Annotated in this window: 12 protein-coding genes; 10 read left to right on the top strand and 2 right to left on the bottom strand. The window is 62.4% G+C overall.

The window, feature by feature from the left end; genetic code table 11:
- The coding region (locus EN884_RS15590; RefSeq protein WP_128360615.1) for a DNA gyrase C-terminal beta-propeller domain-containing protein at window positions 1-2080 on the top strand (2080 nt) is incomplete at its 5' end.
- Between the two features lie 69 nt (window positions 2081-2149).
- On the opposite strand, the gene EN884_RS15585 is transcribed toward EN884_RS15590, so the two are convergent.
- Window positions 2150-2302 carry a hypothetical protein gene (locus tag EN884_RS15585; RefSeq protein ID WP_081714296.1) on the bottom strand — a complete coding sequence of 51 codons (153 nt, stop codon included), beginning with the start codon at window positions 2300-2302 and terminating at the stop codon, window positions 2150-2152.
- 322 nt (window positions 2303-2624) lie between these two features.
- On the opposite strand from EN884_RS15585, the gene coaD reads away from it, so the two are divergent.
- The 7 genes from coaD (at window position 2625) to tgt (ending at window position 7214) form a co-directional block, all read left to right on the top strand.
- Window positions 2625-3125 carry a pantetheine-phosphate adenylyltransferase gene (gene coaD / locus EN884_RS15580; RefSeq protein WP_063167940.1) on the top strand — a complete coding sequence of 167 codons (501 nt, stop codon included), beginning with the start codon at window positions 2625-2627 and terminating at the stop codon, window positions 3123-3125.
- Between the two features lie 109 nt (window positions 3126-3234).
- Window positions 3235-3729, top strand: coding sequence for a peptidylprolyl isomerase (locus EN884_RS15575; RefSeq protein WP_224619653.1), 495 nt, complete (start codon window positions 3235-3237; stop codon window positions 3727-3729).
- 40 nt (window positions 3730-3769) lie between these two features.
- Complete coding sequence (locus tag EN884_RS15570) at window positions 3770-4282, top strand: peptidylprolyl isomerase (RefSeq protein WP_013531825.1); 513 nt, start codon at window positions 3770-3772, stop codon at window positions 4280-4282.
- A gap of 12 nt (window positions 4283-4294) precedes the next feature.
- Complete coding sequence (locus EN884_RS15565; protein WP_013531824.1) at window positions 4295-4744, top strand: DMT family transporter; 450 nt, start codon at window positions 4295-4297, stop codon at window positions 4742-4744.
- Window positions 4744-5832 (top strand): tRNA preQ1(34) S-adenosylmethionine ribosyltransferase-isomerase QueA, encoded by a 1089-nt coding sequence (queA, locus tag EN884_RS15560; protein ID WP_063167941.1) that lies wholly within the window; start codon window positions 4744-4746, stop codon window positions 5830-5832. Before EN884_RS15565 ends, queA begins: the two co-directional genes overlap by 1 nt.
- Window positions 5822-6091, top strand: coding sequence for a hypothetical protein (locus EN884_RS15555; RefSeq protein WP_013531822.1), 270 nt, complete (start codon window positions 5822-5824; stop codon window positions 6089-6091). Before queA ends, EN884_RS15555 begins: the two co-directional genes overlap by 11 nt.
- A complete protein-coding gene (tgt, locus tag EN884_RS15550; protein ID WP_024503503.1) occupies window positions 6084-7214 on the top strand; it encodes a tRNA guanosine(34) transglycosylase Tgt in 1131 nt (376 codons plus the stop codon). The genes EN884_RS15555 and tgt overlap by 8 nt, the downstream gene beginning before the upstream one ends.
- 4 nt (window positions 7215-7218) lie before the next feature.
- Here tgt and EN884_RS15545 read toward each other — a convergent pair whose 3' ends face one another.
- Window positions 7219-7638, bottom strand: a complete 420-nt coding sequence (locus EN884_RS15545) for a DUF4864 domain-containing protein (protein WP_063167942.1) — start codon at window positions 7636-7638, stop codon at window positions 7219-7221.
- Window positions 7639-7902: 264 nt separating this feature from the next.
- Between EN884_RS15545 and EN884_RS15540 the strand changes: the two genes are divergently transcribed.
- Window positions 7903-8139, top strand: a complete 237-nt coding sequence (locus EN884_RS15540; protein WP_010909609.1) for an Lrp/AsnC family transcriptional regulator — start codon at window positions 7903-7905, stop codon at window positions 8137-8139.
- Between the two features lie 171 nt (window positions 8140-8310).
- Window positions 8311-8650 (top strand): circularly permuted type 2 ATP-grasp protein (locus EN884_RS15535; protein ID WP_206617598.1); only part of this gene is annotated, 340 nt, incomplete at its 3' end.

Here is an 8650-nt window from a genome sequence, read left to right as displayed (position 1 = left end):
CTATTCGACCGGCCGCGGCTCCATCGTCATGCGCGGGCGCGTCAACATCGAACAGCGCGGCAACGACCGCGAGTCCATCATCATCACCGAAGTTCCCTACCAGGTGAACAAGTCGTCGATGATCGAGAAGATGGCTGAACTGGTGCGCGACAAGCGCATCGAGGGCATTTCCGATATCCGCGACGAGAGCGACCGCCAGGGCTACCGGGTCGTCATCGAGCTGAAGCGCGACGCCGTTGCCGACGTCATCCTCAATCAGCTCTACCGCTTCACGCCGCTGCAGACCTCTTTCGGCGCCAATATGGTGGCGCTGAATGGCGGCAAGCCGGAAGTGATGAACCTGACCGATATGCTGAAGGCTTTCGTCGCCTTCCGCGAGGAGGTGATCACAAGGCGGACGAAGTTCCTGCTGCGCAAGGCGCGCGATCGCGCCCATGTGCTGGTCGGTCTCGCTATCGCAGTCGCCAACATCGACGAAGTCATCAAGCTGATCCGCACCGCGCCGGATCCGCAGACGGCGCGTGAGCAGTTGATGGAGCGGCGCTGGCCCTCTGGCGACGTGGAATCTCTGATCCTCCTGATCGATGACCCACGCCACCGGATCAACGAGGACGGTACCTACAATCTGTCCGAGGAGCAGGCGCGCGCCATCCTCGAGCTGCGCCTGCAGCGCCTGACCGCGCTCGGCCGCGACGAGATCGCCGACGAGTTGAACACGATCGGCGCCGAAATCATCGATTATCTGGACATTTTGTCTTCCCGCGCGCGCGTCCAGCAGATCGTCAAGGACGAGCTTGCCGCCGTGCGCGACGAGTTCGGCACGCCGCGCCGCACCGAACTCACCGACGGCGGTTCGGACATGGAAGACGAGGATCTGATCCAGCGCGAAGACATGGTCGTGACGGTCAGCCATTCCGGCTACATCAAGCGCGTGCCTCTGTCGCTCTACCGGGCGCAGCGCCGCGGCGGCAAGGGCCGCTCCGGCATGTCGACCAAGGAAGAGGATTTCGTCACCCGGCTGTTCGTCGCCAACACCCATACGCCGGTGCTGTTCTTCTCCTCGCGCGGCATCGTCTACAAGGAAAAGGTCTGGCGGCTGCCGATCGGCAATCCGCAGTCACGCGGCAAGGCGCTGATCAACATGCTGCCGCTGGAGCAGGGCGAGCGCATCACCACCATCATGCCACTGCCCGAGGACGAGGCCAGCTGGGGCGAACTCTACGTGATGTTCGCCACCACGCGCGGCACCGTGCGCCGCAACGATCTATCCGACTTCGTCCAGGTCAACCGCAACGGCAAGATCGCCATGAAGCTGGAGGAAGAAGGCGACGAGATCCTCGGCGTCGAAACCTGCACCGACAAGGACGACGTGCTGCTGACCGCCAGTTCCGGCCAGTGCATACGCTTCTCCGTCGGCGACGTGCGCGTCTTCCAGAGCCGCAATTCGGTCGGTGTGCGAGGCATAACCATGGCCGAGACCGACCGCATCATCTCGATGTCGGTGATCGAGCATGTCGATGCTTCGCCGGCGGAACGCGCCGCTTACCTGAAGCGCGCGGCGGCGGAGCGGCGGCTTGCCACGGAAACGGCCGGAGAAGAGGAAGAGATCGCGCTGACCAATGAGGAGATCGGCGAGGAGACAGAGCTTTCCGACAGCCGATACGAAGAACTCAAGGCGCACGAACAGTACGTGCTGACGGTGACCGAATTCGGCTACGGCAAGCGTTCGTCGTCCTATGATTTCCGGCTGACCGGACGCGGCGGCAAGGGCATCCGCGCCACCGACGTGTCGAAGGCGGCCGAGATTGGCAGGCTGGTGGCGACCTTCCCGGTCGGCAATGACGACCAGATCATGCTGGTGTCGGACGGCGGCACCGTCATCCGGGTGCCGGTCAACGGCATTCGTTTCGCCAGCCGCGCCACCAAGGGTGTGACCATCTTCAACACGGCTGAAGGCGAAAAGGTGGTTTCGGTCGAGCGGATCTCTGAACCGCAAGCGGACGAAGAAAGCGAAGAAACCGTCGAGGGCGGTGCCGATGCCGCTGCGGCGTCTGACGCCGGTCCGGAGGGTGCGGACTAAGTCCGGCACCCAGGTTTTGACATGGCAACGCCGGCCAGCTGGCCGGCGCGGCAGCAAGTCCAGGCTTTATCAGTAGTGGCGATATGGCTTACGCGGGCCGAAGCCTTCGAAGCGCTTGGTGTTTGCCTTGACGCGGATGCGTTGTGCCTCCTGATGCAGCCCAAATACGGTGGCGATCAGCATGGCGACGGTCATTGCGGTGGCGAGCATGTAGATCAGCATGTGCGTGTTCTCCTGCGCCTAACAACGGATAGATGGGATTTTGGTTTCATCTTATTAAGGTGCAACCTAGTGAACGCTGCGTGAAGGCTTCGTGATCAGCGTGTTCATCTGTCGTTCATGTGCCGGAAAAGGTTCACGGCCGGCGCCCCGATCGGATTTGCCTTTGCGAGAGAGGCTCGCTAGAGCCTGTTCCATCTTGGTGGACGGAAGACGGAACAGGCTCTAGCTTTCATTTGAGCATGATCTCTAGGACAAACGAAAAACCGTTTGTCCGCAAAAACCGGTTTCCACTTTTTGGGATCATGCATTAGAAGCACCTGCCATGACCGAACGCATCGCCCTCTATGCCGGCTCCTTCGACCCGCTGACCAACGGCCATCTGGATGTGCTGAAGGCTTCGCTGGCCGTGGCCGACATCGTCTATGCGGCGATCGGCATCCATCCGGGCAAGCAGCCGCTGTTTTCCTTCGAGGAGCGGGTGAAGCTGATCGAGACGGCGGCGAAGGCGGAATTCGGCAGCGATGGTGCCCGTATCAAGGTCGTCGCCTTCGAGGGGCTGGTCATCGACGCCGCCAGGAAGCACGGCGCCTCGATCATGATCCGCGGCCTGCGCGACGGCACCGACCTCGACTATGAGATGCAGATGGCCGGCATGAACGAGACTATGGCACCTGAGTTGCAGACGGTTTTTCTGCCCGCCAGCCCGTCCGTGCGCACCATTACCGCCACACTTGTCCGCCAGATTGCCTCTATGGGAGGCAACATCCGCCCCTTCGTGCCGGCGGCGGTTGCCGGTGCGCTCACCGCCAAATTCGCGAAATAAGATTCCGGAGATAGATATGCAGCTGAAAAAGCTCGCCTCGTTCCTCGTTGTGCTTGCCGGCCTTGTGACCGCATCGGTCTCGGCCTTCGCCGCCGACCCGGAAAACACCATGGTCATCACGCTGAAGGACGGAGACGTCACCATTGCGCTTCGGCCCGATCTGGCGCCAAAGCATGTCGAGCAGATCAAGAAGCTGGTGCGCCAAGGCGCCTATGACAACGTCGCCTTCCACCGCGTCATAGACGGCTTCATGGCGCAGACCGGCGACGTCAAGTTCGGCAATATGAAAAAGGGTTTCAGCGCCGAGGCCGTCGGCACCGGCGGTTCCGACCTGCCCGACCTGCCGGCCGAATTCTCGCAGACCGAACATTACAAGCGCGGCGTGGTCGGCATGGCCCGCTCGCAGGACCCCAATTCGGCCAATTCGCAGTTCTTCATCATGTTCGCTCCGGCACCGCCGCTCGACGGCCAGTACACCATCGTCGGCAATGTCGTCAGCGGCATGGAACTGGTGGATCACATCAAGAAGGGCGACCAGGCGGATAACGGCACGGTCTCCGACCCCGACCGGATGATCAAGGTGCGCATCGCCGCAGACAAGTAAAATTGTCAAATAACTCTGTTTTCTCAAAAGGATATCTGACATGGCCGAAATCAAGGACCGCGAGAACGCGCTCATCATGGAAACGACCAAGGGCACGGTCGTCATCGAACTTTTCCCCGACCTGGCGCCGGGCCACGTCTCCCGCATCAAGGAACTGGCTAGGGAAGGCGCCTATGACGGCGTGGTCTTCCACCGCGTCATCGAAGGCTTCATGGCCCAGACCGGCGACGTCAAGTTCGGCAATTCGAGCAAGCCTTCCTTCGCGCCGTCCCGCGCGGGCATGGGCGGCTCTGAGAAGCCGGACCTGAAGGCCGAATTTTCCAACGCCAACCATGGCCGCGGCACCTGCTCGATGGCCCGTTCGCAGAACCCGAACTCGGCCAATTCGCAGTTCTTCATCTGCTTCGACGATGCCGCCTTCCTCAACCGCCAGTACACGGTCTGGGGCCAGGTCATCGAAGGCATGGACAATGTCGACAAGATCAAGCGCGGCGAGCCGGTGCAGGATCCCGACAAGATCGTGTCGCTGAAGGTCGCGGCCGACGTCAAGTAAGGGCAAACGACAATGATGGGCGTCGTCTGGTCGCTTCTCGGCATCCTATCCGGCGCCTTCATTGCCATTCAGGCGCCGATCAATTCGCAGCTGGCGCGCGGCCTGGGTCTCCCAGTCGCGGCGGCTGCGTTTTCGTTCCTGTCGGGCGCGATCGTGCTCGGCATTATCTCCGTTACGGTGGTGAAGCTGCAAGGCATCTCGCTCGACTGGAAAGCGCCGGCGCCCTGGCTGTTCGTGGCCGGCGGCATGCTCGGCGGTTTCTATGTCACGCTGTCGACGATCCTGACGCCACGCATAGGTGCTGCCGCGCTGATGGCGTTTCTGGTCGCCGGCCAGTTGCTGGCCGGCATGCTCATCGACCGCGTCGGCTTCCTCGGCGTCGCGGTGCGTGAAATCTCGCTCGGCCGCGTTGCCGGCGCGGTGCTGCTCTTGGCCGGAGCGCTGCTCGTCCGGCTCTACTGATGCGCGTCGATGTCTTTGACTTCGACTTGCCGGAGGAGCGCATCGCGCTCCGCCCGGCGCAGCCGCGTGACAGCGCCAAGATGCTTCTGGTCAAGCCCGGCGAAGGGCTCGAGGACCGGACGGTTGGCGACCTGCCGTCCTTGCTCAGGGCCGGCGACGTGCTGGTGTTCAACGACACCAAAGTCATTCCGGCGCAGCTCAAAGGCATAAGGCGGCGGGGCGAGGCGACGGCGCAGGTCGAAGCCACGCTGCATATGCGCATGGCGCCGGACCGCTGGCTGGCCTTCATGAGGCCGGGCAAGCGCATTGCCGCCGGCGACCGCATCCATTTCGGCCATGACGGCAATTCCTGTTTCCTCGGTCAGCTCGACGCCACGGTGATCGAGAAAGGCGAGGGCGGCGAGGCGCTGCTTGGCTTCGACCTGTCGGGGCCGTTCCTCGACGAGGCGCTGCACGCGGTAGGCCATATTCCGCTGCCGCCCTATATCGCCTCGAAACGCGACGACGACGAACGCGACCGGGCCGATTACCAGACCATCTATGCAAGCGAGGAAGGCGCCGTCGCGGCTCCGACAGCGGGCCTGCATTTCACGCCGGAGCTTTTTGCAGCGCTTGACGCCAAAGGCGTCGAACGCCGCTTCGTCACCTTGCATGTCGGCGCCGGTACGTTCCTGCCGGTCAAGGCGGACGACACCGCCGACCACAAGATGCATGCCGAGACCGGGTCGGTCAGCGAAGCCACTGCGGACGCCCTGAATGCCGCAAGAGCAAGGGGCGGGCGCATCGTTGCTGTCGGCACGACCTCGCTGCGTCTGCTGGAGAGTGCGGCGCGTGAGGACGGTACTCTGGCTGCGTGGTCCGGCCCGACCGATATCTTCATCACGCCCGGCTACTGTTTTCGCACCGCCGACATGCTGATGACCAATTTCCATCTGCCGCGCTCGACTCTGTTCATGCTGGTTTCGGCCTTCAGCGGCCTCGACACGATGCGCGCGGCCTATGCCCATGCGATCGAGAACCGTTACAGATTCTATTCCTATGGCGACGCAAGCCTGCTTTTCCGAGCGGAGACGAGCGATGGACGATGATCTGCAAGCCTTTGACCGCGATGCGCTGATCGCGGAAGTGAAAAAACTGCGCGCCGGCATTCGCCAGCACCGCGATTCCACCGGCCATGAATTGTGCTGGCATCACCCCGATCTGTGGGACCTGCTGCCGGAAAAAACCGAACCATCGATCGCCGTGCCGCCCTGGCCAAAATTCATGCGCGGCTGCATCCACTACCGCCAGTCGCTCGACAAGCAGGCGCCGGACGCCCCGGTCCACGACAAGGAATTCAATGGCTAAGCAGTTCAGCTTCAAGGTTCTGGCAATCGACGGCAAGGCGCGGCGCGGCGTGATCGACATGCCGCGCGGCGAAATCCGCACGCCAGCCTTCATGCCGGTCGGCACCGGCGGTACCGTCAAGACGATGTATATGGACCAGGTGCGCGGCGTCGGCGCCGACATCATCCTTGGCAACACCTACCATCTGATGCTGCGGCCAGGCGCCGAGCGTGTGGCGCGGCTCGGCGGCTTGCATGAATTCGCCCGCTGGCCGCATCCGATCCTGACCGACAGTGGCGGTTTCCAGGTCATGTCGCTGTCGAAGCTGAGAAAGCTGACCGAAAAGGGCGTCACCTTCCGCTCGCATATCGATGGCGCCGCCTACGAGATGTCGCCGGAGCGGTCGATCGAGATTCAGGGGCTGCTCGATTCCGATATCCAGATGCAGCTCGACGAATGCACGGCGCTGCCGGCCGAAATGAAGGAGATCGAGCGCGCCATGGAGCTGTCGCTGCGCTGGGCCGAGCGCTGCAAGACGGCGTTCGGCGACCAGCCGGGCAAGGCGATGTTCGGCATCGTGCAAGGCGGCGACAACGCAGCGCTGCGGGTGCGATCGGCGCAGGCGCTGAGCGCGATGGAGTTGAAGGGCTATGCGGTCGGCGGCCTGGCCGTCGGCGAACCGCAAGCGGTGATGCTCGAGATGCTCGACATCACCTGTCCGGAGCTGCCGGCGGACAAACCGCGCTATCTGATGGGCGTCGGCACGCCTGACGATATCCTGAAGTCGGTGGCGCGCGGCATCGACATGTTCGACTGCGTGATGCCGACACGGGCCGGCCGCCACGGCCTCGCCTATACAAGGCGCGGCAAGGTCAATCTGCGCAACGCCCGCCATGCTGACGATCCGCGCCCACTCGACGAGGAAAGCGACTGCCCGGCCGCCCGTGACTACTCACGCGCCTATCTGCATCATCTGGTGCGCTCGCAGGAAGCGCTCGGCGCCATGCTTTTGACGTGGAACAACCTGTCCTACTACCAGAAACTGATGCAGGACATCCGCGCTGCGATCGAGGCTGGCACCTTCGAGGCGCGCGGCGCCGAAATCACCGAGGGCTGGGCGAGGGGCGATATCCCGTTGCTGTAAGGCCTCAAGTGCTGAGCGAATTCGAGGCGCGCAGGCTGCAGCCGGTGATCTGGAACGTGCCGTCGGGCTGCTGCTGCAGCGTATAGACCGCCTCGTAATCCTTGCCATCGGGGCCGACGATCAGCACCTGCTGGACGATCGAACCCGGACCGGTCTCCTCGACCTTGCCGAAGGAATAAGTCTGCGGCTTGCGCACCGGCGGATAGCCGTTGGTCACCATGTTCATGAAGGCATCGACGGTCGGGAAGATCCGCTTCACATTCGGGGCGGCGAAGCTGTAGGCGGTGGCGCCGTCATTGGCGATGAGGGCCTTTAGCTGACCGTCGATGACGGACTGGCCTGCCTTGATCTCGGCATCGCCGGCCAATGCCGACGACACGCAGAGGAATGGAACGACTGCGAATGCGAAAAAGGCGCGGCGCATGGCCTGTCTCCGTTGTCCCGCGAAACATCTTCCCTTGAAATGGTGCTGTCCGAAGACGCATCATAACATACGCTTGGCAGCGCATCGCGGTTTCAGCGATCGCGAATAATCGCTGGCGCTCGGCGGCAGGTTGCATGCTGGCGGAGAGCTGCGGCAGGTCGCAGCCCAGGCCTGGGCCGGCAGAGTACGGATTCCAGCGCTTGAAAGCCCGCCTCCAGTCTGCCAGAAGGGCCGCTGGACTTGGACGTTTAGCGGGACGAAGCCATGAAGGCGTTTTTCGTGCAGATCAAATGCGAGCTCGGCAAATCCTATGAGGTTGCCAGCGCGCTTGCCGATGCCGAGATCGCCTCGGAAATCTACTCCACCGCCGGCAACTACGATCTGCTCGCCAAATTCTATGTCGACGACGAGGAAGACGTCGGCCATTTCGTCAACGAAAAGGTGCAGATTCTCCCCGGCATCAAGGACACGTTCACCGTCGTCACGTTCCGTGCTTTCTAGCCGGTAAACGCATTTGCCCGGGCACGAGGCAAAGGCTGATCAAGGTCATATTTCAGCTGCCTCAATTTTAGGCAGGCGCAACATACTGATCGCCCGTATCTCCCAAATCACCGATTGCGCTTGATTTTCTCCGGCGACGCCAGTGAAATGGCGTCACAGGGGAGTATGCGATTGGCAGCGTTCGATGAAATGCTTCCGGAAGTCTCCGGATTGAGAAGACCGTATTCGGCGTATGATCGCTGGCTGAAGGAGCAGGATCCAGCCAGGCTGACCGAGAAGATGCAGGACGCTGAACGCGTCTTCCGCAAGACCGGCATCACCTTCGCCGTCTATGGTGAGCAAGAAGCCTCCGAGCGGCTGATCCCGTTCGACATCGTTCCCCGCATCATTTCAGGCAATGAATGGCGGCGCCTCACGCAGGGCATCGAGCAGCGCGTGCAGGCGCTGAACGCCTTCCTCGACGACATCTACCATCGCCAGGAAATCCTGCGGGCAGGGCGCGTACCCAGGG

Origin of the sequence: Mesorhizobium sp. M7A.F.Ca.AU.001.01.1.1 (assembly GCF_004022735.1) — a bacterium.
GTDB classification, from domain to species: Bacteria; Pseudomonadota; Alphaproteobacteria; order Rhizobiales; family Rhizobiaceae; genus Mesorhizobium; species Mesorhizobium ciceri.
Note: the sequence above shows the minus strand (reverse complement) of the source record. Positions and strands in the feature narration are given on the sequence as shown.